General features: G+C 54.5%; 14 protein-coding genes, 3 tRNA genes and 5 pseudogenes. 11 read left to right on the top strand and 11 right to left on the bottom strand.

All coding sequences use genetic code 11. From position 1 onward, the window contains the following. The first annotated feature begins 134 nt into the window (after positions 1-134). Positions 135-3189, top strand: a pseudogene (locus JNO11_RS08365) (FAD-binding and (Fe-S)-binding domain-containing protein). A gap of 33 nt (positions 3190-3222) precedes the next feature. Here JNO11_RS08365 and JNO11_RS08370 read toward each other — a convergent pair. Beyond that, positions 3223-3627: a hypothetical protein gene (locus JNO11_RS08370; RefSeq protein ID WP_010670035.1), complete on the bottom strand. Its 405-nt coding sequence runs from the start codon at positions 3625-3627 to the stop codon at positions 3223-3225. 390 nt (positions 3628-4017) lie between these two features. Between JNO11_RS08370 and sufA the strand changes: the two genes are divergently transcribed. The 7 genes and pseudogenes from sufA to JNO11_RS08405 all read left to right on the top strand — a co-directional run bounded on the left by sufA (position 4018) and on the right by JNO11_RS08405 (position 10640). Further along, positions 4018-4392, top strand: a complete 375-nt coding sequence (gene sufA, locus JNO11_RS08375; RefSeq protein WP_010245637.1) for a Fe-S cluster assembly scaffold SufA — start codon at positions 4018-4020, stop codon at positions 4390-4392. A 7-nt stretch (positions 4393-4399) separates the two neighbouring features. Then, a pseudogene (gene sufB / locus JNO11_RS08380) lies at positions 4400-5894 on the top strand (Fe-S cluster assembly protein SufB). A 42-nt stretch (positions 5895-5936) separates the two neighbouring features. Beyond that, a complete protein-coding gene (sufC, locus tag JNO11_RS08385; RefSeq protein ID WP_010245631.1) occupies positions 5937-6683 on the top strand; it encodes a Fe-S cluster assembly ATPase SufC in 747 nt (248 codons plus the stop codon). Then, the gene (gene sufD, locus JNO11_RS08390; protein ID WP_010245628.1) at positions 6658-7938 is read left to right on the top strand and encodes a Fe-S cluster assembly protein SufD; all 1281 of its coding nucleotides are present in this window, start codon (positions 6658-6660) and stop codon (positions 7936-7938) included. The genes sufC and sufD overlap by 26 nt, the downstream gene beginning before the upstream one ends. Further along, the gene (gene sufS / locus JNO11_RS08395; protein ID WP_325177658.1) at positions 7938-9161 is read left to right on the top strand and encodes a cysteine desulfurase SufS; all 1224 of its coding nucleotides are present in this window, start codon (positions 7938-7940) and stop codon (positions 9159-9161) included. Before sufD ends, sufS begins: the two co-directional genes overlap by 1 nt. Before the next feature lie 21 nt (positions 9162-9182). Next, a complete protein-coding gene (sufE, locus tag JNO11_RS08400; protein ID WP_010245623.1) occupies positions 9183-9599 on the top strand; it encodes a cysteine desulfuration protein SufE in 417 nt (138 codons plus the stop codon). 57 nt (positions 9600-9656) lie between these two features. Next, positions 9657-10640: a L,D-transpeptidase family protein gene (locus JNO11_RS08405; RefSeq protein WP_325177173.1), complete on the top strand. Its 984-nt coding sequence runs from the start codon at positions 9657-9659 to the stop codon at positions 10638-10640. 124 nt (positions 10641-10764) lie between these two features. On the opposite strand, the gene JNO11_RS08410 is transcribed toward JNO11_RS08405, so the two are convergent. The 6 genes and pseudogenes from JNO11_RS08410 to JNO11_RS08435 form a co-directional block, all read right to left on the bottom strand. Next, positions 10765-11001: a major outer membrane lipoprotein gene (locus tag JNO11_RS08410; RefSeq protein WP_003853216.1), complete on the bottom strand. Its 237-nt coding sequence runs from the start codon at positions 10999-11001 to the stop codon at positions 10765-10767. Positions 11002-11305: 304 nt separating this feature from the next. Next, positions 11306-12719 (bottom strand): annotated as a pseudogene (pykF, locus tag JNO11_RS08415) (pyruvate kinase PykF). 344 nt (positions 12720-13063) lie between these two features. Continuing rightward, positions 13064-13141: transfer RNA gene (locus JNO11_RS08420), tRNA-Val, on the bottom strand. Between the two features lie 11 nt (positions 13142-13152). After that, a tRNA-Val gene (locus JNO11_RS08425) sits at positions 13153-13229 on the bottom strand. A gap of 3 nt (positions 13230-13232) precedes the next feature. Further along, positions 13233-13310 (bottom strand) — tRNA-Val (locus tag JNO11_RS08430). Positions 13311-13462: 152 nt separating this feature from the next. Then, entirely contained in the window at positions 13463-14836 is a 1374-nt protein-coding gene (locus tag JNO11_RS08435) for an MATE family efflux transporter (RefSeq protein ID WP_187507629.1), read from the bottom strand. A 202-nt stretch (positions 14837-15038) separates the two neighbouring features. On the opposite strand from JNO11_RS08435, the pseudogene JNO11_RS08440 reads away from it, so the two are divergent. Further along, positions 15039-15699: pseudogene (locus tag JNO11_RS08440) on the top strand (riboflavin synthase). Positions 15700-16012: 313 nt separating this feature from the next. On the opposite strand, the gene cfa reads toward JNO11_RS08440, so the two are convergent. Both cfa and punC read right to left on the bottom strand, forming a co-directional pair. After that, the gene (gene cfa / locus JNO11_RS08445) at positions 16013-17185 is read right to left on the bottom strand and encodes a cyclopropane fatty acyl phospholipid synthase (RefSeq protein ID WP_325177174.1); all 1173 of its coding nucleotides are present in this window, start codon (positions 17183-17185) and stop codon (positions 16013-16015) included. Positions 17186-17495: 310 nt separating this feature from the next. Next, complete coding sequence (gene punC, locus JNO11_RS08450; protein ID WP_325177175.1) at positions 17496-18698, bottom strand: purine nucleoside transporter PunC; 1203 nt, start codon at positions 18696-18698, stop codon at positions 17496-17498. 107 nt (positions 18699-18805) lie between these two features. On the opposite strand from punC, the gene punR reads away from it, so the two are divergent. After that, positions 18806-19711: a DNA-binding transcriptional activator PunR gene (gene punR / locus JNO11_RS08455; RefSeq protein WP_010245598.1), complete on the top strand. Its 906-nt coding sequence runs from the start codon at positions 18806-18808 to the stop codon at positions 19709-19711. Here punR and purR read toward each other — a convergent pair. After that, positions 19708-20733, bottom strand: a complete 1026-nt coding sequence (purR, locus tag JNO11_RS08460) for an HTH-type transcriptional repressor PurR (protein WP_010245595.1) — start codon at positions 20731-20733, stop codon at positions 19708-19710. The genes punR and purR overlap by 4 nt on opposite strands. 281 nt (positions 20734-21014) lie before the next feature. Between purR and JNO11_RS08465 the strand changes: the two genes are divergently transcribed. Continuing rightward, a complete protein-coding gene (locus tag JNO11_RS08465; protein WP_010245592.1) occupies positions 21015-21104 on the top strand; it encodes a YnhF family membrane protein in 90 nt (29 codons plus the stop codon). Positions 21105-21151: 47 nt separating this feature from the next. Here JNO11_RS08465 and JNO11_RS08470 read toward each other — a convergent pair. Continuing rightward, positions 21152-21951 (bottom strand): annotated as a pseudogene (locus JNO11_RS08470) (C40 family peptidase). Between the last annotated feature and the right edge of the window lie 32 nt (positions 21952-21983).

Genomic DNA, 21983 nt, shown 5'->3' on the forward strand with positions numbered 1-21983 from the left:
TGAGGTTTAAACAGAGTTGCGGAGAAAGGTTTTTGCCTTTTCTGAAAAAAGGGCAGGCGCAGGAAAAATATGATAAAACGAGAAATCGCTAATCTATAAACGCAAACGTTTACAACACCTTCGGTCAGACAATCATGATCCCACAGATTTCGCAGGCACCGGGCCTCGTTCAACTGGTGCTGACGTTCCTTGAGTCGTTGAAAGAGCAGGGTTTTACCGGTGACATGGCAACCAGCTATGCCGATCGTCTCTCACTCTCCACCGATAACAGCATCTATCAATTGCTGCCCGACGCGGCGCTCTTTCCGCGTTCGACTGCGGATGTTGCGCTGCTCGCCCGCGTGGCCGGAGAAGCGCGCTTTGCCAGTCTGGTATTTACCCCGCGCGGCGGCGGTACCGGCACCAACGGTCAGTCGCTGAATCAGGGGATTGTGGTGGATATGTCGCGCTACATGAACCGTATCCTGGAGATCAATACCGATGAGGGCTGGGTGCGGGTTGAAGCGGGGGTGATCAAAGATCAGCTTAACGCCTGGCTGAAGCCATTCGGCTTTTTCTTCTCGCCGGAGTTATCCACCAGTAACCGTGCCACGCTGGGCGGCATGATTAATACCGATGCGTCCGGCCAGGGCTCGCTGGTCTATGGCAAAACCTCGGACCATGTGCTGGGCCTGCGCGCCGTGCTGCTGGGCGGCGATATCCTTGATACGCGGCCAATGGCCACCGCGCTGGCTGAAACCCTGGCGCAGACGGCGACGCCCGAAGGCCGGCTCTATCAGCAGGTGCTGACGCGCTGCCGCGAGCATCGTGCGCTGATTCTGGAAAAGTTTCCAAAGCTGAATCGGTTCCTGACCGGATATGACCTGCGCCATGTCTTCAGCGACGATATGCAAACCTTTGACCTGACGCGCCTGCTGTGCGGCGCAGAGGGCACGCTGGCCTTCGTCACGGAAGCGCGGCTTGATATCACGCCGCTGCCTAAAGTGCGCCGACTGGTGAATATCAAATATGACTCCTTTGACTCCGCCCTGCGCAATGCGCCTTTTATGGTGGAAGCGCAGGCGCTCTCGGTAGAGACCGTTGACTCTAAGGTGCTGAACCTGGCGCGCGAAGATATTGTCTGGCACTCGGTGCGCGAATTGGTCGCCGATGTACCCGACAAAGAGATGCTGGGTCTGAATATTGTTGAGTTTGCCGGTGACAACGCCGCGCTGATCGATCAGCAGATTGAACAGCTTTGTGGCCGCCTTGACGCACTGATGGCGCAGCAGCAGGGCGGCGTGATTGGCTATCAGTTCTGTAACGACCTGGATGGCATTGAACGCATCTATAACATGCGTAAAAAAAGCGGTGGGTCTGTTGGGAAATGCCAAAGGCCGGGCTAAACCGATTCCCTTTGTGGAAGATACCGCGGTCCCGCCGGAAAAACTGGCGGACTACATCGTCGAATTTCGCGCGCTGCTCGACAGCCACGGGCTGAGCTACGGCATGTTTGGTCACGTCGATGCAGGCGTCCTGCATGTGCGTCCGGCGCTGGATATGTGCGATCCGCAGCAGGAGATGATGATGAAACAGATCTCCGACGAAGTCGTAGCGCTGACAGCGCGCTACGGTGGCCTGCTGTGGGGTGAACATGGCAAAGGGTTCCGTGCCCAGTACAGTCCGGCATTCTTCGGTGAGACGCTGTTTAACGAATTGCGCCGCATCAAAGCGGCCTTTGATCCGCTCAATCGCCTGAACCCGGGCAAGATCTGTACGCCATACAACAGTAATGATGAAATGATGCAGGTCGATGCGGTGAAGCGCGGAACCTATGATCGTCAGATCCCGTTAACGGTCCGGGATGAATGGCGAGGCGCGATGGAGTGTAACGGCAACGGGTTGTGTTTTAACTTTGATGCCCGCAGCCCGATGTGTCCCTCCATGAAGATCACCCGCAACCGCATTCACTCGCCCAAAGGGCGGGCAACACTGACGCGGGAGTGGCTGCGGCTGCTGGCCGGGCAGGGCGTCGATCCGCTCACCCTGGAAAAGCAGCTGCCTGAAAATCGGCTGTCGCTTCGCACCCTGATTGCCCGTACCCGCAATAGCTGGCACGCCAGCAAAGGGGAGTATGACTTCTCGCACGAGGTGAAAGAGGCGATGTCGGGCTGTCTGGCCTGCAAAGCCTGCTCTACCCAATGTCCGATTAAAATTGACGTGCCCGCTTTCCGCTCGCGCTTCTTACAGCTCTACCACACCCGTTATCTGCGTCCGGTCAGCGATCACCTGGTGGCAGCAGTAGAGGGCTATGCGCCGCTGATGGCAAAAGCACCGAAAGTGTTTAACTTCTTCCTGCGCCAGCCGTGGCTGAAAGAGATAAGTAAAACCCATATCGGTATGGTCGATCTGCCTCTGCTTTCGGCCCCAAATCTGAAACAGCAGCTCAGTGGTCATCCCGCCATGAACATGACGCTGGAGCAGCTGGAAGGGCTGTCAGCCGCTGAACGCGCAAACTGTGTGCTGGTGGTGCAGGATCCTTTTACCAGCTTCTATGAGGCGCAGCTGGTTAACGATTTTGTCAGGCTGATTGAGAAACTGGGCTACCGGCCCGTGCTCCTGCCATTCTCGCCAAATGGCAAAGCGCAACATGTGAAAGGTTTCCTGCAACGTTTCGCCCGCACGGCGTCCCGCACCGCCGATTTCCTGAATCGGGTGGCAAAACTGGGGTTGCCCATGGTCGGTGTCGATCCGGCCACGGTGCTCTGCTATCGCGATGAGTATCGTCAGACGCTGGGCGAATCACGCGGCGACTTTAACGTCCTGCTGGTACATGAGTGGTTAGAGCGTGCACTGGCAGAGCGTGACGTGCAGGCCACGGGCGGAGAATCCTGGTATCTGTTTGCACACTGCACCGAGGTGACCGCGCTGCCCTCCACCCCGAATCAGTGGCAGGCGATCTTCTCCCGTTTTGGCGCGAAGCTGGAGAACATCAATGTTGGCTGCTGCGGTATGGCAGGCACCTACGGTCACGAAAGTAAAAACCTCGAAAACTCGCTGGGGATCTACGCGCTCTCCTGGCATCCCCAGCTTCAGCGCCTGCCACGCCAGCGCTGCCTGGCCACTGGCTATTCGTGCCGCAGTCAGGTCAAGCGTGTCGAGGGCAACGGAATGCGTCATCCGCTTCAGGCATTGTTAGAGCTAATGTAAAAAAATTGTGCGCGACGTCACGCCCTGGCTGGATTAGAATATCCAGCCTGCGTGACGCATGAAGTCACTTTGCAGCGCAGTGGCCTGGTTCCACTCCCCGACCATTGCCAGTTGATGGCAGAGGCGGGTCAGGGACAATCGCGCCAGTTGATAAGCCTGAAGGCGAAACAGGCGATCGCGATCGCTGTTTCCCATCTCCTGCACCAGTCGGTGATGCAGTTTACCCATGGCATGCAGGTAACTCTGGTCGTCACCGTTCAACTGGCAGATTTCTGCCATATCCTGACAGGCATCGTTAAACTGTCGTAGCTGATGAATCGTGCAGTCGGCCCGGTCGAGCTTTGCCTGCGCCATATAAAAGTCGACGGTGATATCACGCACCGCAAACTGATATTCGTCGATTTTGTGCTGCAGCCAGGCTGAGACAGAAAGCGTCATAACGCCACCCTGAATGTGAATGATAATAATTATCATATTCAATTGAGCTGTGATTGCAATTGGCGGACAGAAAAATTTATCGATTTATCCTGCCTGTCGGTATAATCGGAAATAACAATCTGTTTACATCGCAGAAAGGCGTAACCTATCAATAAGCATTTTTATCAAAAATGGTTATTTAAAAAAAGAGTGATTTATTAATAGGTTAACACTGGCTTATTTATGCTGACGCGCTCACCACAAGGTGAGCTGAAGAGGCTATGCTTAATAATTAAGCAAATAAAACCGCACAAGATGATTATCCCTGCAAAACAAGAGGTTGAAGTGATTGGTCAGATCACTACCATAGGGGGGATAGCCTGAAAAGGTCCGGACTCAAGAGGTATCAACATGGCATCCGTTAATACAGACTCTTTCTCACCCGACGATTTTGTCTGGAAAGGGCTGACGCTGACTGAAACCGCAGCGCAACAAATTCTCAATCTGGCGGCTCAGGACCCCGATGTCAAGGGTCTGCGGCTCGGCGTAAAACAATCCGGCTGCGCCGGTTTTGGTTACGTCATGGATCTGGTGAAAGAGCCAGTCGAGGATGATTTGCAGTTCTCATTCCATGGCGCAACGCTGTTTGTGCCGCTACAGGCGATGCCATTCGTTGATGGCACCGAACTGGACTACGTTCGTGAAGGCCTGAATCAGATTTTTAAATTCAATAACCCTAAAGCTCAGCACGCCTGCGGGTGCGGTGAGAGCTTTGGCGTCGAGTAAGTGAAATATGTCACGACACAGCGAAACATCTGACGATGTACAAATCTGGGAAGGCAAGCTCAACTACAAAGAGGGCTTCTTTACCCAACTGCAAACCGAAGAATTTGCCAACGGCATCAATGAAGATGTGGTGCGGGCGATCTCGGCCAAGCGTAACGAGCCAGAGTGGATGCTGGAGTTTCGTCTTAAAGCGTTTCGTGCCTGGCTTGAAATGGAAGAGCCACACTGGCTGAAAGCGCACTACGAAAAACTCGACTACCAGGATTACAGCTACTACTCCGCGCCTTCCTGCGGCAACTGTGATGACAGCTGCGCATCAGAACCCGGTGCACTGCAGGCTTCAGGCAGCGCGCCAGCCAGCGATTATCTGACACAGGAAGTGGAAAACGCCTTTAATCAGCTGGGTGTCCCGGTGCGTGAAGGCCGTGAAGTGGCGGTTGACGCCATTTTTGACTCCGTTTCGGTGGCGACCACCTATCGCGGCAAGCTGGCGGAGCAGGGGATTATCTTCTGTTCCTTTGGCGAAGCGATTCAGGAGCACCCGGAGCTGGTGAAGCAGTATCTCGGCACGGTTGTTCCGGCGAACGATAACTTCTTTGCGGCGCTGAACTCGGCAGTCGCCTCTGACGGCACCTTCGTTTATATCCCGAAAGGGGTGCGTTGCCCGATGGAGTTGTCGACCTATTTCCGCATCAACGCAGCGAAAACCGGTCAGTTCGAACGCACCATCCTGATTGCCGATGAAGACAGCTACGTCAGCTACATCGAAGGCTGTTCAGCGCCAGTGCGTGACACCTATCAGCTGCACGCGGCCGTGGTGGAAGTCATCATCCACAAAAATGCCGAAGTGAAATATTCGACGGTTCAGAACTGGTTCCCGGGCGGCGAAGGTGAGGGGGGGTATCCTGAACTTCGTAACCAAGCGCGCGCTGTGTGAAGGCGACCACAGCAAGATGTCCTGGACACAGTCTGAAACCGGCTCTGCTATCACCTGGAAATACCCAAGCTGCATTCTGCGCGGGGACTATTCAGTGGGTGAATTCTACTCAGTGGCACTGACCAGCGGTCGTCAGCAGGCCGATACCGGCACCAAGATGATCCACATTGGTAAAAACACCAAGTCGACCATCATCTCTAAAGGGATTTCGGCCGGTAAAAGTCAGAACACCTATCGCGGGCTGGTGAAAATCATGCCAACCGCGACCAATGCCCGTAACTTTACGCAGTGTGACTCGATGCTGATCGGTCCTGATTGCGGCGCACATACCTTCCCGTATGTGGAGACCCGCAACAATACCGCTCAGCTTGAGCATGAAGCCACGACATCACGTATCGGCGAAGATCAGATGTTCTACTGTCTGCAACGCGGTATCAGTGAAGAAGACGCCATCTCGATGATCGTGAACGGCTTCTGTAAAGACGTATTCTCGGAGTTGCCACTGGAATTTGCTGTGGAAGCCCAGAAATTGTTAGCCATCAGCCTTGAGCACAGTGTGGGCTGATGCCGTCACACGCGTTGCCGGAAGCAATGTGAAGGAATAAGTATGTTAAGCATTAAAGATTTGCAGGTCAGTGTTGAAGATAAAGCCATTCTGCGTGGCCTGAATCTCGAAATTAAACCCGGCGAAGTGCATGCCATCATGGGCCCGAACGGCTCAGGTAAAAGCACCCTGTCAGCGACGCTGGCAGGCCGTGAAGATTATGAAGTAACCGGCGGTTCGGTCAGCTTCAAAGGTAAAGATCTGCTGGAACTGGCCCCTGAAGAGCGCGCCGGTGAAGGCATCTTTATGGCATTCCAGTATCCGGTAGAAATTCCGGGCGTCAGCAACCAGTTCTTTTTGCAGACCTCGGTCAATGCGGTACGCAAATATCGTCAGCAGGAAGAGCTGGATCGCTTCGATTTCCAGGACTTCATTGAAGAGAAAATTGAGCTGCTGAAGATGCCGGCAGATCTGCTGACCCGCTCAGTCAACGTTGGCTTCTCCGGCGGTGAGAAGAAGCGTAACGACATCCTGCAGATGGCGGCACTGGAGCCAGAACTCTGCATCCTGGATGAGACCGACTCAGGCCTGGATATCGATGCGCTGAAAATCGTGGCGAATGGCGTAAACAGCCTGCGCGACGAGAAGCGTGCCTTTATCATCGTGACCCACTACCAGCGTATTCTGGATTACATCAAGCCAGACTTCGTTCATGTTCTGTATCAGGGCAAAATCGTGAAATCTGGCGACTTCTCGCTGGTGAAACAGCTGGAGGAGCAAGGTTATGGCTGGCTTACCGACGAAGAGTGATTCTGCGCTGCAACAGTGGCATCACCTGTTTGAGTCGCGTGGCGACGTGCGTTCTCTGCAGGCACAGCAGCACTGGCAGCAACTGATGCGCGTTGGCCTGCCAACCCGCAAGCACGAAAACTGGAAGTACACGCCGCTGGACACCTTACTGTCACAGCAGTTTGTACTGCCTGACGCGCCGCAGACCCTGAGCGCTGAACAGGTTGATGCACTGGCGCTGCCGCTGGATGCGATCCGTCTGGTCTATGTTGACGGTCAGTTCCAGCCAGCCTTCAGCAGTCGCGACTGCGAACTGTTTGAGGTGCAGCACAGCGTGGCCGCCGAGCGCCGTCCGCTGCCTGCTGCGGTTCAGCCTGAAGTCTTCCTGCATCTGACAGAAAGTCTGGCAGAAGAGGTGACGACCCTGCGTCTGGCACGCGGTAAATCCGCTGCGCGTCCGGTCTATCTGCTGCATATCACCAGCGGTCAGCAGACGGGTATGAACACGGTTCACTATCGTCATCACCTGCAGCTGGAAGAGAGTGCCGAAGCGGAAGTGATTGAGCACTACGTTTCACTGGATGAGCGCGCCCATTTCACCGGCACGCGCTTTACCTTTGCGGTAGGCGACAATGCAAAACTGACGCACACGAAGCTGGCCTTTGAAAGCAGCGCCAGCTATCACTTTGCGCATAACGATCTGGTCATTGGCAATGATGGCCAGGTCAGCAGCACCAGCTTCCTGCTGGGTGCCGGGCTGTCGCGTCACAACACCAGTACCCAGCTGAACGGCGAAAACACCACGCTGGCGATCAACAGCCTGGTGCTGCCGGTGAAACAGGAAGTGGCGGATACCCGTACTTACCTGGAGCACAACAAGGGCTACTGCGTCAGCCGCCAGATGCATAAAACCATCGTGCGTGACAAAGGCCGTGCGGTGTTTAACGGCCACATTAAAGTGGCACAGCATGCGCTGAAGACCGACGGGCAGATGACCAACAACAACCTGTTGCTGGGCAAGCTTTCAGAAGTCGATACCAAACCGCAGCTGGAAATTTATGCGGATGACGTCAAGTGCAGCCACGGTGCCACCATCGGTCGTATTGATGATGAGCAGATGTTCTACCTGCGTTCGCGCGGTATTGAGCAGGATGCTGCACAGACCATGATTATTCATGCGTTTGCCGCAGAACTGACCGAAACACTGGAAAATGAGGTGATGCGTCAGGCCGTGCTGCAGCGTATCGCGCAACGTTTTCCCGGAGGCGACATATGATGAACTTCGATCTCGAACGCGTCAGGGCTGATTTTCCTATCCTGAAGCGTGAGGTCAACGGTCATCCGCTGGCCTATCTTGACAGTGCGGCCAGCGCACAGCGTCCACTCTCGGTGATTAACGCCGAGAGTCATTTCTATCAGCACGGCTATGCGGCCGTGCATCGTGGTATCCATACGCTGAGCCAGCAGGCGACCAGCGACATGGAGAACGTGCGCGATCAGGCTGCCCGTTTTATCAATGCGCAGTCACAGGAAGAGATTGTCTTCGTCAAAGGCACCACCGAAGGCATCAATCTGGTGGCGAACACCTGGGGCAGCAGTAACCTCCAGGCTGGCGATAACCTGATCATCACTGAGATGGAGCATCACGCCAATATCGTTCCATGGCAGATGCTGGCCCAGCGCACCGGCGCAGAAGTGCGGGTCCTGCCATTAAATGACAACGGTGAGCTGGCGCTGGAGCAACTGGCGGGGCTGATCGACAGCCGTACGCGGTTGCTGGCGGTGACGCATGTTTCAAATGTGCTCGGCACGGTTAACCCGGTTAAAGCGATCGTTGCTCAGGCAAAAGCGGCTGGCGTCATCACGCTGGTGGATGGTGCCCAGGCGGTGATGCATGACAAGGTTGATGTGCAGGATATCGGCTGCGACTTCTACGCCTTCTCCAGCCATAAACTCTATGGCCCGAACGGCGTGGGTATCCTCTACGGCCGCAAAGCGCTGCTGGATGAGATGCCACCATGGGAAGGGGGCGGTTCAATGATTGAGCGCGTCATACTGCCCACCGGCACCACCTGGAACAGTGCGCCGTGGCGCTTTGAAGCGGGTACGCCGAATACCGGCGGTATTATCGGCTTTGGTGCGGCGATGGCCTATGTGCAGGCGCTGGGACTGGATATGATTCATCAGCGCGAGACGGCACTGATGAACTATGCGCTCGATAAACTGGGCACCGTTCCGGATATCCAGATCTACGGTCCGCAGTCACGAGCTGGCGTTATCGCCTTCAATCTCGGTAAACATCACGCCTACGATGTCGGCAGCTTCCTGGATCAATATGGCATTGCCATCCGCACCGGACATCACTGCGCGATGCCGCTGATGCAGCATTACAATGTACCGGCGATGTGCCGTGCCTCCTTCACGTTCTATAACAGTGAAGAGGAAGTGGATCGTCTGGCTGCCGGTTTGACACGCATTCATCGTCTGCTGGGCGGCTGAACAGTTTTAACGGAGTCACTGATGGCGAATTTGCCTGAAAAAGAGAAACTGGTTCGCAACTTCAACCGTTGCGCTAACTGGGAAGAGAAGTACCTCTACATTATTGAGCTGGGTTCAAAGCTTCCGGAATCTTCTGAAACCTTGCACCAGCCGGAGAACGTGATTTCGGGTTGTCAGAGTCAGGTGTGGATCAGAATGACCCCGCAGGCGGATGGTTCCATTGCGTTTGAAGGCGACAGCGATGCCGCTATTGTTAAAGGTTTGATTGCTATCGTATTTAGCCTCTATCAGAACCTGCCGCCCGCCGATATCCTGGCGCTGGATGTGCGCCACTGGTTTGGCGAACTGGCACTGATGCAGCACCTGACGCCCACCCGGTCGCAGGGGCTGGAGGCGATGATTCGGTCTATTCGCCATACCGCTCAGAACCTCAGCTAAGTTACACTCCACAGACGCCATCCGGCGTCTGTTTTTTTTATCTGACGAGAAAATTGCATGAAACCTGCTTTACGTTTAGCCGGTGCATTGCTGCTGACCTGCTTTGGGCTCTCTGCACCCGCGTTCGCCACCGAATATCCGCTGCCACCACCTGACAGTCGCCTGATTGGCGAAAACGTCGTGACTCAGGTTCCTGACAATAAGCAACCTCTGGAAGCGATTGCGGCGCGCTACCAGGTCGGCCTGCTGAGCATGCTGGAGGCAAATCCCGGTACCGATCCCTGGCTGCCCAAAGCGGGCACCCAGCTGACGGTGCCGCTACAGATGATCCTGCCCGATACGCCGCGCGAAGGGATTGTGGTGAATCTGGCCGAGCTGCGTCTCTACTACTATCCCAAAGGGGAGGATAAGGTCATTGTCTATCCCATCGGCATTGGCCAGCTGGGTGCGGCCACGCCAGTGATGGTGACGCAGATCAGCCAGAAGATCCCTAATCCCACCTGGACGCCCACGGCGAACATCCGCAAACGCTACGCCAAAGAGGGCATTACGCTGCCTGGCGTGGTCCCCGCCGGACCGGATAACCCGATGGGGCAGTTTGCCATGCGTCTGGCGCGCGGCACCGGCCAGTATCTTATCCATGGCACTAATGCGAAATTCGGCATCGGCATGCGCGTCAGTTCAGGCTGCATCCGTCTGCGTTCAGAAGATATCGAAGCGCTGTTTAACTCAGCGCCGAAAGGGACGCGGGTACAGATCATCAATCAGCCGGTGAAGTACGCTGTAGAGCCGGATGGGAAACGCTACGTGGAAGTGCATCAGCCGCTGTCACGCAACGATAAGGACGATCCACAGACCATGCCGATTGCACTCACTGCCGGAGTGAAGCAGTTTATGAAAAGTGAGAAGAGTGATAGTGCCCTGATTAAAGCCAGCTTAGCGCGACGCTCAGGCATGCCTGTGCTGGTCAGCAGTGGGGAGCCGGTGCAGAGTGATACCGTGCCGCCTGCGGGGCTGGAGAGCGCATCTGTGGGGGGCTGATAGCCCGGTGACACAGGCTGAGGGCAACGCGGTTCAGCCCTGACCGGATAAGTGCCTGTGAAGGGCACTGAATTCGGAGCAAAAAAAATGGCGCCATAAAGGCGCCATTTTTAAACCAGAACTCTTACTTACGGTAAGAGTGAGCCTGGTTGTCCAGACGCTGGTTAGCGCGTGCTGCGTCATCTTTAGCAGCCTGAACGTCTGAACGCACTGCGTTCACGTCGTTGCTCAGCTGGTCAACTTTAGCGTTCAGAGTCTGAACGTCTGAAGACAGCTGGTCGATTTTAGCGTTGCTTGAGCAACCAGCCAGCATAGTTGAAGCCAGAACTACCGCGCCCAGTACCAGTTTAGTACGATTCATTATTTATACCCTCTAGATTGAGTTAATCTCCATGTAGCGTTACAAGTATTACACAAAGCTTTTTAAGTTGAGAATAAATTTTTGATGAGAAGATGCTTAAATTTGATCGTTCGCTCAAAGAAGCAGCGAATCACAGAATATGATAAAAAAATTTAGCGAAAACAGAGAGATTTAATCGGATTAACCTTAATATTAAGAGTATTTGAATAGTTATTTTCGATTGGAATTTTCTGACATTTGGTTTAAGTAGAAATAAAAAAAAGCGCCCGATAAAGGCGCTTCAAAATAATGGTCAGAGAGAGTTTTACAGAACGTGTACAGAAGCGGTGTTGGTAGTTCCGCTTGGTACTAATGCGCCTGACACCAGTACCACGACATCGCCTTTCTGGCCATAGCCACTTTCCAGCGCCGCTTCTTTACCCAGACGATAGAAATCGTCGGTTGAAGCGATCTCAGTCACCAGACGTGTCTCAATCCCTTTGCTCAGGATCAGCTGACGGGCAGTCATCGGATTGGTGGTCAGCGCCAGGATGGTCGCGTTCGGGAAATATTTACGTACGGCTTTAGCAGATTTACCCCCCTTCGGTAGCAACCACAATCAGTGGCGCTTCCAGCTTCTCAGCGGTCTCTACAGCACCACGGCAGACGGCTTCTGTGATACGCATTTTGCGGTTATCACTCTGGCTGTCGATGCGGGACTTCATCACGCGATCGGTACGCTCACAGATGGTCGCCATGATGGTGACCGACTCCAGCGGATAACGGCCTTTGGCGCTCTCACCTGACAGCATGACAGCATCGGTACCGTCAAGAATGGCGTTTGCCACGTCACCGGCTTCTGCGCGGGTAGGGCGCGGGTTCTTGATCATGGAATCGAGCATCTGGGTAGCCGTGATGACCACTTTGCGTGCTTTATTACATTTTTTGATCATCATCTTCTGCGCGAAGATCACTTCTTCAACCGGGATCTCAACGCCCAGATCGCCACGCGCAACCATGATGCCGTCTGAGGCTTCGAGGATTTCGTCGAAGTTGTTCAGGCCTTCCTGGTTTTCGATTTTGGAGATGATCTGGATATGCTCGCCGCCGTTCTGTTTCAGGTGCTCGCGAATTTCCAGCACGTCTGAACGTTTACGGATGAAAGAGGCGGCGACGAAGTCTACGCCCTGCTCACAACCAAAAATCAGGTCGCGCTTATCTTTTTCGGCCAGTGCTGGCAGCTGGATAGAGACGCCTGGCAGGTTAACGCCTTTGTTTTCGCCCAGATCGCCATTGTTCAGGACTTTACACACCACGGTATTTTCAGTGACTTCGGTCACTTCCATACCAATCAGGCCATCATCGACCAGCACCGTGTTGCCGATTTTCAGGTCAGCAGTAAAACCCGGGTAGGTCACCGCAACGCGCTCGCTGTTGCCAATCACGCTCTGGTCTGTAGTAAAGGTAAAGGTCTGACCGGCTTTCAGAGCCGCATCGTTGCCGCCTTCCAGTTTCATGGTGCGGATTTCAGGGCCTTTGGTATCCAGCAGAATAGCGGCCTGACGGCCGGTTTTTTGCATAACGGCACGCATGTTGGTGATGCGTTGGCCATGCTCAGCGTAGTCGCCGTGAGAGAAGTTAAGACGCATAACATTCATGCCAGCTTCAAGCAGCTGAGTCAGCATCTCTTCGGATTCGGTTTTCGGGCCGATTGTACAAACGATTTTAGTCTTTTTCATGACGGATTTTCTGTAAGTTGTGATGGATGAATAAGGGCGGAATCCGATGGCAGCGCATCGAAGTGAAATTTCTGATTGAGACTGAAAAGGGCAGTACTGAGTAAGAATAGGTGACGAAGGCCAGGCGTGCAGGGAAGTTGTGCGGTTACGGTTGGTAACCACCACGCTGTTGTTGCGCAAATCATTTGAGTTATCGCAGTAAGCACGTGATCGCTGAAACCTTTCAAGTAAGCAACGCGGGACAGTATAGACGCTAAGTATGCGAAAACCAATCAAAAAGCAGAAGGGGGAAGCGATGCAGATCAATAAAAGTGGAGTTGCGCAAGCTGAAGGAATTCTGAAAGTGGTGCGCTCTAATGGACTCGAACCATCGACCCCCCACCATGTCAAGGTGGTGCTCTAACCAACTGAGCTAAGAGCGCATACTGAATATTGGTGCGTCCGAGTGGACTCGAACCACCGACCCCCACCATGTCAAGGTGGTGCTCTAACCAACTGAGCTACGGACGCACTTGGTGCGCTCTAATGGACTCGAACCATCGACCCCCCACCATGTCAAGGTGGTGCTCTAACCAACTGAGCTAAGAGCGCAACATGCTGTCAGGGCGACAGCGGGGACGAATATTAACGGCAGCGTGTGAGGCTGGCAAGGGGAAAAATATTTTTTTCGCCATGACTGCACAGCAACTGTGCTAACCGTCGTTTTTTCGTCATTGCGGGCCATGAATGACCCGCCTCGAACGTTATCGCGCTGCACGCGTCAGGATAATCTCCGCCGGAGATTGCTGTAACCGTCTGATGCGCCAGATCATCATCACCGCAGCCGAGGTCAGGCCGATAATAAAGCCGCACCAGAAGCCCGCAGGTCCCATGCGCGGCACCACCCAGTCGGTCAGCGCCAGCAGATAACCGGCGGGCAGCCCCAGCAGCCAGTAAGCGATAAAGGTAATAAAGAAAATCGACCGCGTATCTTTATAACCGCGCAGGATCCCGCTGCCAATCACCTGTATCGAGTCTGAGAACTGATAAATTGCCGCCAGCAGCATCAGCTGTGCCGCCAGCGTCACCACTTCAGGGTTGTCGTTATAGAGCAGGGCAATCTGATGACGAAACGTCACGGTAAAAATGGCGGTCAGCGCCGCCATGCTGATGCCAACACCCTGGGCGGTCCAGGCCGCGACCCGGGCCTGCTCGGTGGAGCCCTGACCCAGACGATAACCGACGCGGATGGTGGTCGCGACACCCAGCGACAGCGGCAATACGAACATCAGTGAACTGAAATTGAGCGCAATCTGGTGACCGGCCACGTTAACGATGCCCAGTGGCGAAACCAGCAGGGCGACAACGGCGAACAGCGTGACCTCAAAGAAGAGTGCCAGCGCCACCGGCAATCCCAGCATCATCAGGCGGCTCAGAATCGGACGGGAAGGGGGTGACCAGCGGCTCTCCATACGGATATCGCGCATGCTACCCATCCGGCGCACCCAGAAGCGCATGCAGATAAACATCACCCAGTAGACCGAGGCGGTCGCCACGCCGCAGCCGACACCGCCCAGGGCTGGCATGCCGAAGTGGCCATAGATAAAGACATAGTTAAGCGGGATGTTGAACATCAGGCCTAAAAAGCCCAGCACCATGCCGGGTTTGGTTTTCGACAGCCCCTCGCATTGATTGCGGAGCACCTGGAAGAAGAGGTAGCCAGGCGCGCCGAACAGCAGGGCATGCAGATAGCCTTCTGCCTTCAGCGCCAGCACTGGATCAATGTCATGCATCGCCCGGATAAGATAACCGGCATGCCACAACAGCACCATAATCAGCAGGGAGACGAAAAAGGCGAGCCAGTATCCCTGGCGGATCTGTTCACCGATGCGTTCGCGGCGGCCAGAACCATTGAGTTGCGCAACGGTGGGCGTCAATGCAAGCAGAAGACCATGACCAAACAGGATGGCCGGTAGCCAGACAGAGGTGCCGACAGCAACGGCGGCCATATCCGTGGCGCTGACTGCGCCGGCCATAATGGTATCCACAAATCCCATTGCGGTTTGAGCCACCTGAGCAAGGATGACCGGAATCGCAAGGGCCAGCAATTGACGCGCTTCTGTTAAATACTTCTGCACGTTAACACCTGACTTATTGAATGAATTAAAAGGGGCAGGAAGCCCGGGGAATTTCGCGAGCTAGTGTAACTGGCGTAACAGAATTCGCCAATCTTTGTCACACAATGCGGTTTGCTCCGCTATAAAGCGGCGGGGCGGGCTGAAATCTAACAGCCGACCTGAGCTGTGATAAACTAGCGTAAACTTCGCAGAGGCAAAGACTATGTTTACCGGTATTGTGCAGGGCACCGCAGAAATCGTGTCCATTGAAGAGAAAGAACTGTTTCGCACCCACACTGTCCGCCTGCCGGAAGAGCTCTTACCGGGTCTGGCGCTGGGCGCATCCGTAGCCCATAACGGTTGCTGTTTAACCGTAACGGCAATTGAAGGCGACCGCGTCAGTTTTGATTTAATTAAAGAGACATTGCGGGTGACTAACCTTGGCGATTTACGTCAGGGCGATGTGGTCAATATTGAGCGTGCAGCGAAATTCAGCGATGAAATAGGCGGCCATCTGATGTCTGGTCATATTATGACCACCGCTGAAATTTGCAAGATTATCCAGTCAGAACATAATCGCGAAGTCTGGTTTAAAATCCAGGATGCGGCGCAGATGAAATATATTCTGCATAAAGGGTTTGTCGGCATCGACGGTATCAGCCTGACGGTAGGCGATGTGACTAAGACTAAGTTCTGCGTCTATCTGATCCCGGAAACGCTGGAGCGAACCACGCTGGGGGGCGAAGACCTTTGGCGATCGGGTGAATATTGAAATCGATCCGCACACGCAGGCAATCGTGGAGACCGTTGAGCGGGTATTAGCACAGCGCGATGCCGCGGCGGCGATGAGCATGCTGACCGGCCAGTCAACGACAGAGAGTTAATAAAAGGCGCGTAAGCACCGCAGACAGCCCAATCGGTTTTACTCTGTCAGCATTATAAAAGCGCAGGGCGCCGGGTCAGAAGAGGAAAGCGTCCCGCCGCCCGGATAAAAACGTCAGGAGCGTTTTTGAACAACGCAAAGCGTTGGCCCGGCAACGTGCGCACCTCAGGATGAGGTGCGTAATCGCGTGGGCCGGGCGTGTCAGGAATGACAGGTTTTGCGACTTTCCGATCTGACCCTGTTCCTGTCGCAACGCTCCCTGTTAAAGCAAAACGGGCCACTCTTATAAAGTCTTTGGCCGAGGCAGCGCTTTCTTAATTGCCCGCTTTTTTAACCCCTACCGCGCCACCCGTAATCCCCCCCTCAACGCCGCGACTGAACACGATCTGCCACAGCTGAATATCACGCGCCCGGAAGGCACCGGCACAGGCATTCAGATAATAGGAGAACATCCGTTTAAAGCGTTCGCCATATTTATCGGCCAGCTCTGGCCAGGCCTGCAAAAAGCGTTCATGCCAGGCCATCAGTGTTTTGTCGTAGTCTGCGCCGAAATTGTGCCAGTCTTCCAGAATAAAATGGGGCTCGCTGGCATCTGCCACATGGCGCATCGAAGGCAGGCAGCCGTTGGGGAAGATATATTTATCGATCCAGGGATCGACACTCATATCAGTTTTAATCGCGCCGATGGTGTGAAGCAGGAAAATACCGTCAGGCTTTAAATTACGATCGACCACGTCAAAATAGGTCGCATAATTTTTCGGTCCGACATGTTCAAACATACCCACCGACACAATACGATCAAACTGCTCATTCAGATCGCGATAATCCTGCAACAGAATCGTGACGTCTAATCCGCTGCAGCGCTGCTGCGCCAGTTTCTGTTGTTCGGCGGAAATCGTCACGCCATGCACTTTAACGCCATAATGACGTGCGGCAAATTCCGCGAGTCCGCCCCAGCCACAGCCGATATCCAGCAGTGACATTCCAGGTTCCAGCGCTAATTTACGGCAGATCATATCCAGCTTGGCTTCCTGCGCCGTCGCCAGTGTCGTCGCCTCTTTCCAGTAGCCACAGGAGTATTGCATATAGGGATCGAGCATCAGTGAAAAGAGATCGTTGCCCAGGTCGTAATGCTCTTTACCGACAATCCACGCCCGTTTTTTTGACTGCAGATTGGTTAAGCGTGCGGCGGCAATGCGCAGCGTATCTTTGAAGTGATGAGGCAGCTGCTGATCGAGTTTATGTTTAAGTACCTGGTGGAAGAAAATATCCAGCCGGTCACACTCCCACCATCCATCCATAAAGCTCTCACCGAGCCCAAGAGAGCCCTCCTGCAGAACACGTTTAAAAAAACCAGGATGATTAATATGAATATCCCAGGGACGTGAACCATTAATTTCGATATCCGCTTTTTCCAGCAGTTCATGAACGATGCGATACCAATGGTTTTCTTCGAGGCTCACTTCTTCTGCATAAGATGAACTCATAGATTTTCCACCACCTGTCCAATCTGAACCTGAACAAAGAGTAGCCAATTTATTCAGGCAATGAGAAACGATGCGGATGGCTCCGCAAACCGGTTATCTGTGTGATAAAGAGGACTGGAACAGCCTGCAGCAGGTCGGGTAAGGTGAGAATAACGCGCGCGAATACCGTCCCGGCAGCAGGGTGCCAATCAGATTATTACGTTATTATATTGTTGATTTATTACAGATTTGTTGACCCGGATGAGTATATGCTCACGCGGGTCAATATTCAATAACTTATTGTTAGGGCGCTAACTAAAAAGTCAGTGTGTCACTGATTATCCTGGCAGGCAGTTTGCGCAGAGGCAACAACAGTTTGTGCGCTTGCGGCACGCTGCATGGCGTAACCCATCAGCGCCAGCACAATTGTCATCGTCATCATCAGTGTGGTGGTAAATAGCGGCTGAGTTAAGCCGGCCGACACCGCCAGGCTGGCAGCGAAACAGAGTCCTAACTGCAGTGTGTTCTGCAACGCGGCGGCTTTACCGGTAGCGGTCGGGAAGGGCATCAGCGCACTGGACACCACAATCGGATAGATCGCGCCGTTAGCCAGCGCCATACCGCAGAACGGTACCATCAGACTCACCAGCGTGCTGCTGCCAGCAAGCGCAACAGCAAACAGCGCCAGAATGCTCAGGCTGTAGACGGCCAGCAGCCAGGGCAGCAACTGTGCGCCGTTAAAGCGGTTGAGCAGGGTGCGACAGCCGAAGCCGCCAATTAAAAAGGCGAGCGTCTGGGGCACATAACTCAGACCGATATCGGCGGGCGACAGACCCAGATCCGCCAGAATAAAGGGCGATCCGGTCAGCCAGGCAAAGAAGCTGGCTGAGCAGGCGGAGTAGATCAGCACGTTGCCGCTGTAGACCCGGGATTTAAGCAGCGTGAAAAAGCCGGGCTGCGCACCTTTTTCTCCCGCTGCCTTGCGCACGGTGGGCAGACGCAGCGTGGTCAGAATCAACGCCACCGCAATCAGGGTCAGCACCAGGAAAATCGAACGCCAGTGGAAGTGGCCGATCAGCCAGGCACCCAGCAGCGGAGCCAGCGCCGGAGAGAGCGCAACCAGCGGCATAATGGTGGCAAAGACTTTGTTAGCGCGCGCTGCAGGATAGCGATCCACCACCAGCGCCTGCCAGCTTACGGCAGCGGCACAGACGCCAATCGCCTGGACAAAACGCAGCGCCAGCATCAGATAGATATCATTCACCCACAGCATGCCTGCGCAGCCAGCGCCAAACATGGCCAGTCCGGACAGCAGCACCGGTTTACGACCGATGCGATCGGAAAGCGGTCCCCAGAAGAGCTGACCCACGGCGAAGCCGCCCAGGAAGAGACTCATACTGGCGCTGATCAGACCGGGTGAAGTGTTAAAGGTTTGCTGCATCGCACCAAAGGCGGGCAGGTACATATCAGTGGCTAAAAAGCCCAGCATGCTCAGCAGGGCAAGGTAGGGCATAAACCCTTTATTCGACAGCATCTGATTCTCATTTTTGCAGGATAAACGCGGCAGAGTGTAAAAGGTGCGTTTGCTGCTGTGAAACGGTAATATTTGCCGATTGCTGTTAAAATTTTTGAAGGCAGATTATGTGGTCAGAATATGCATTAGAAGTGGTTGACGCTGTCGCCCGCGGAGGGAGCTTCAGCGCCGCCGCGCAGGAGTTACATCGGGTGCCCTCTGCCATCAGCTATACGGTGCGTCAGCTGGAAAACTGGCTGGCGGTACCGCTATTTGAACGGCAGCATCGCGAAGTGGTTCTGACCCCGGCGGGTGAGCATTTTGTCCGGGAAGGGCGCAGCGTCATCAAAAAAATGCTTGCCACCCGGCGACAGTGTCAGCAACTGGCTAACGGCTGGCGCGGCCAGCTAAGCATTGCCGTTGACCGTATCGCTAAACCTCAGCGCACCCGGCAACTGGTCAAAGATTTCTATCGCCACTTTCCCGATATGGAGCTGATCATCAGCTATGAAGTCTTTAACGGCGTCTGGGATGCGCTGGCCGATGGCCGGGTGGAAGTGGCGATTGGTGCCACTCAGGCGATACCGGTGGGCGGACGTTTTGCTTTTCGGGATATGGGCACACTTAACTGGCGCTGCGTGGTTGCGCCCGACCATCCTCTGACACAGGCGAGCCAGATAGATGATGACACGCTGCGGAGCTGGCCCTCCCTGGTGCTGGAAGATACTTCTCGCGCACTGCCGCGTCGTATGACATGGACGCTGGATAACCAGCGCCGGCTGGTGGTGCCGGAGTGGCAAACCGGGCTGGAGTGCGTGCAGGCGGGATTGTGTGTGGCGATGGTGCCCGGTCACCTGGCCAGGCCACTGCTCGACAGCGGCGAGCTGGTAGAACTGACGCTGCCGGTGGCGTTTCCGGACAGTCCATGCTGCGTCAGCTGGGCAGAAGATCGCGCATCACCCGCGACAGGCTGGTTGCTCAGCTATCTGGGTGATGCGCAAACGCTTAATCAGGAGTGGTTAAGCGAGCATTAACGGCGATAGTCGCGGAACGGGCCATCGGCCACGGAACGGCGCTCAATCAGCGTGGGATGGACCTCAATCGTTTGTGACACTTCGCGCTTACTGGTAATGCGGTCCAGCAGCATTTCCAGCGCTTTCTCACCCAGCTGGGCTTTAGGCTGATGCACTGTGGTCAGGGCCGGTGCAAAATAACGGGCGTTGCGCACGTTGTCATAGCCGATCACCGAAATATCCTGGGGTACGCGCAAACCCATCTCGTCGGCGGCGCAAATCGCGCCCATCGCCATGATGTCACCGCCACAGAACACCGCCGTCGGACGCTGCTTCTGCGACAGGATCTGCTGCATCGCCTGATAGCCCGACTCCGGCTCAAAGTCACCCTGCACAATCCACTCGGCGCGTGGCTGAATACCCGCTTCTTCCATCGCCTTCAGGAAACCGGCATGACGTCCGCCACCGGTGTTACGCTCCATCTGGCCGGGGATTGCACCAATATCCCGGTGTCCGCGTTCAATCAGATAGCGTCCCGCCAGATAGCCGCCCTGAAAAGCATTATCCAGTACCGTGTCGGTGAAGTCGGCGCGCGATTCACCCCAGTCCATCACCACCATCGGGATATTGCGGTTCTCTTCCAGCATCTGCAGCAGATCGTCCGGATATTCAGAGCACATCACCAGCAGCCCATCGACGCGTTTCTGCGCCATCATGCTGAGATAGGCGCGCTGTTTTTGCAGATCGTTATGCGCATTACCCAGAATCAGCGTATAGCCTTTGTCAAAGCAGTGATTTTCAACCGCTTCGATAATTTCAGCGAAATAGGGCGCTTCGCTGGAGGTGGCAAGCAGGCCCAGCGTCTTGGTGTGGTTCACTTTCAGGCTGCGCGCCACGGCGCTCGGCGAGTAGTGCAGTTCTTTAATCGCCTGCCAGACCGCGTTGCGCGTCTCTTCAGCCACAAAGCGGGTTTTATTGATGACGTGCGAAACGGTGGTCGTTGAGACGCCAGCGCGTTTCGCCACATCTTTAATTGTTGCCATGAAAATCGGACTCCAGTGCTTATCTAACTCTATGATAAGCGTAGTGTTAAACGTTTGCGTCTGCTCAGGGTTTTTTCCGCAAAAATGCAGCTTTCCTGGCCAGGAAACAGGCCGCTGGCGGCGTAAAAGCGCCTGAAAACGTGCGCAAACGGAATCAGGGTTGCGCGCGTTGCGCAACAAAGGCGGGATTCTAACAAGGCTGAACGGATAAAACGAGATTTTTACCGGGCCCTGTGGGAAAATGCGATACCCCTACTGATTGTGTGACTAAGGAGCAAGCAATGAGTACCGATCTTAAACTGGCTTTAATGACCACCGCGGGCTGTCTGCTGATGATTGTGGCCTTTAGTTTTACCGCTATTCTGCACTAATAAAAAAAGCCGGGATTATCCCGGCTCTCTTCTGGTTGTTCTGCTGCTCAGCGTATGGTTTTCGGCGTCATCACCCGACGGGCACCAATATAGTGGCGCTGCCAGTAATCTTCTCCTAACGCGCTGATCTGAATATCTTTGCCGGTGCGTGGCGACTGGATAAACTTGCCATCACCCAGGTAAACGCCGACATGGTCCGCAGTACCGCGTCCATTGATACGGAAGAAGACCAGATCGCCTTTCTCCAGCGACTCACGCTTGATCGGGGCGGCGTCACGCAGGTGGTACATCTCGTTAGCGGTACGTGGGATCTTAAACTTCACCAGATCTTTATAGGCGTACCAGACCAGGCCGCTGCAATCGAAACCGGTATGGGGAGAGGTGCCGCCCCACTGATAGGGTTTACCCAACTGACCCATCAGCTTGGTCATCGCGGTTTCGCGGGCCTTCTGATAGCGCTGACGGTGAGATTTGCTCATCTTAATCGTGCCGGTCTCGCTGGTGGTGACCTCAGCGGTTTTCAGCAGGCGCTGATGACCATAACGTTTTTTCTCTTTGTTCTTACTGAGACGGGCGGTTTTTAGCGAGGTCTTCTTAGCAGGCGTCTGTTTCGCGGTGAGTTCGACTTTTTTCAGTTTTTTTTGTTTTTAGTTTTTGAACCGGGCTGAGGCGAGTCTTTTTCGTCACCGTTTTGACCGGGCGACGCTTGCGACCCTCATCGTCGCGCGCACTCTTTTTTCTCTGCTTTATGCGTACTGACGTTCACCGGCGCGTGAGGCGACGCAGCGGCGATGTTGAAAAACAGTTGCGCAAAGGCCAGCATGAAAAACGTAATGATTAAACGCATAGTCCGTTGATTAGTTAAGTTGTCAGGGCCAC

The organism is Pantoea sp. 1B4 (assembly GCF_016925765.1).
In the GTDB taxonomy this organism is placed as follows: domain Bacteria; phylum Pseudomonadota; class Gammaproteobacteria; order Enterobacterales; family Enterobacteriaceae; genus Pantoea; species Pantoea agglomerans.

Excerpts from the sequence above, each read along its gene's own strand:
- JNO11_RS08370 (WP_010670035.1), bottom strand. The coding sequence starts at position 3,627 with ATGACGCTTTCTGTCTCAGCCTGGCTGCAGCACAAAATCGACGAATAT.
- sufA (WP_010245637.1), top strand. The coding sequence starts at position 4,018 with ATGGCATCCGTTAATACAGACTCTTTCTCACCCGACGATTTTGTCTGG.
- sufC (WP_010245631.1), top strand. The coding sequence starts at position 5,937 with ATGTTAAGCATTAAAGATTTGCAGGTCAGTGTTGAAGATAAAGCCATT.
- sufD (WP_010245628.1), top strand. The coding sequence starts at position 6,658 with ATGGCTGGCTTACCGACGAAGAGTGATTCTGCGCTGCAACAGTGGCAT.
- sufS (WP_325177658.1), top strand. The coding sequence starts at position 7,938 with ATGAACTTCGATCTCGAACGCGTCAGGGCTGATTTTCCTATCCTGAAG.
- sufE (WP_010245623.1), top strand. The coding sequence starts at position 9,183 with ATGGCGAATTTGCCTGAAAAAGAGAAACTGGTTCGCAACTTCAACCGT.
- JNO11_RS08405 (WP_325177173.1), top strand. The coding sequence starts at position 9,657 with ATGAAACCTGCTTTACGTTTAGCCGGTGCATTGCTGCTGACCTGCTTT.
- JNO11_RS08410 (WP_003853216.1), bottom strand. The coding sequence starts at position 11,001 with ATGAATCGTACTAAACTGGTACTGGGCGCGGTAGTTCTGGCTTCAACT.
- cfa (WP_325177174.1), bottom strand. The coding sequence starts at position 17,185 with ATGAGTTCATCTTATGCAGAAGAAGTGAGCCTCGAAGAAAACCATTGG.
- punC (WP_325177175.1), bottom strand. The coding sequence starts at position 18,698 with ATGCTGTCGAATAAAGGGTTTATGCCCTACCTTGCCCTGCTGAGCATG.
- punR (WP_010245598.1), top strand. The coding sequence starts at position 18,806 with ATGTGGTCAGAATATGCATTAGAAGTGGTTGACGCTGTCGCCCGCGGA.
- purR (WP_010245595.1), bottom strand. The coding sequence starts at position 20,733 with ATGGCAACAATTAAAGATGTGGCGAAACGCGCTGGCGTCTCAACGACC.
- JNO11_RS08465 (WP_010245592.1), top strand. The coding sequence starts at position 21,015 with ATGAGTACCGATCTTAAACTGGCTTTAATGACCACCGCGGGCTGTCTG.